This is a genomic window from Actinophytocola sediminis, from assembly GCF_054779715.1.
Genome location: NZ_BAAGXS010000117.1, coordinates 1 through 572 on the forward strand (window position 1 = coordinate 1; position 572 = coordinate 572).

A 572-nucleotide genomic window follows, 5' to 3' on the forward strand; every position below is an offset into this window, starting at 1 on the left:
TACCCGCTGAACTTAAGCATATCAATAAGCGGAGGAAAAGAAAATAACAATGATTTCCCTAGTAACGGCGAGTGAAGAGGAAAGAGCTCAAAGTTGGAACCTGTTTGGCCTAGCTAAACCGGATTGTAAACTGTAGAAGTGTTTTCCAGGCAAGCCGGACCGATAAGTCCTTTGGAACAGGGCATCATAGAGGGTGAGAATCCCGTCTTCGGTCTGAGCATTTGCCTTTTGCGATACACTTTCAAAGAGTCAGGTTGTTTGGGAATGCAGCCTAAATTGGGTGGTAAATCTCACCTAAAGCTAAATATTGGCGAGAAACCGATAGCGAACAAGTACCGTGAGGGAAAGATGAAAAGAACTTTGAAAAGAGAGTTAAACAGTATGTGAAATTGTTAAAAGGGAACCGTTTGGAGCCAGACTGGCTTGTCTGTAATCAGTCTAAGCTTCGGCTTGGATGCACTTGCAGGCTATGCCTGCCAACGACAATTTGGCTTGAGGGAAAAAACTAAGGGAAATGTGGCCCATCCGTGGGTGTTATAGTCCCTTAGAAAATACCTTGGGCTGGATTGAGG

1 rRNA gene is annotated in these 572 nt (G+C 44.6%); it reads left to right on the forward strand.

The features are described 5' to 3' along the window. A 23S ribosomal RNA gene (locus ACYVIP_RS44560) occupies positions 1–393 on the forward strand; the annotation flags it as partial. Between the last annotated feature and the right edge of the window lie 179 nt (positions 394–572).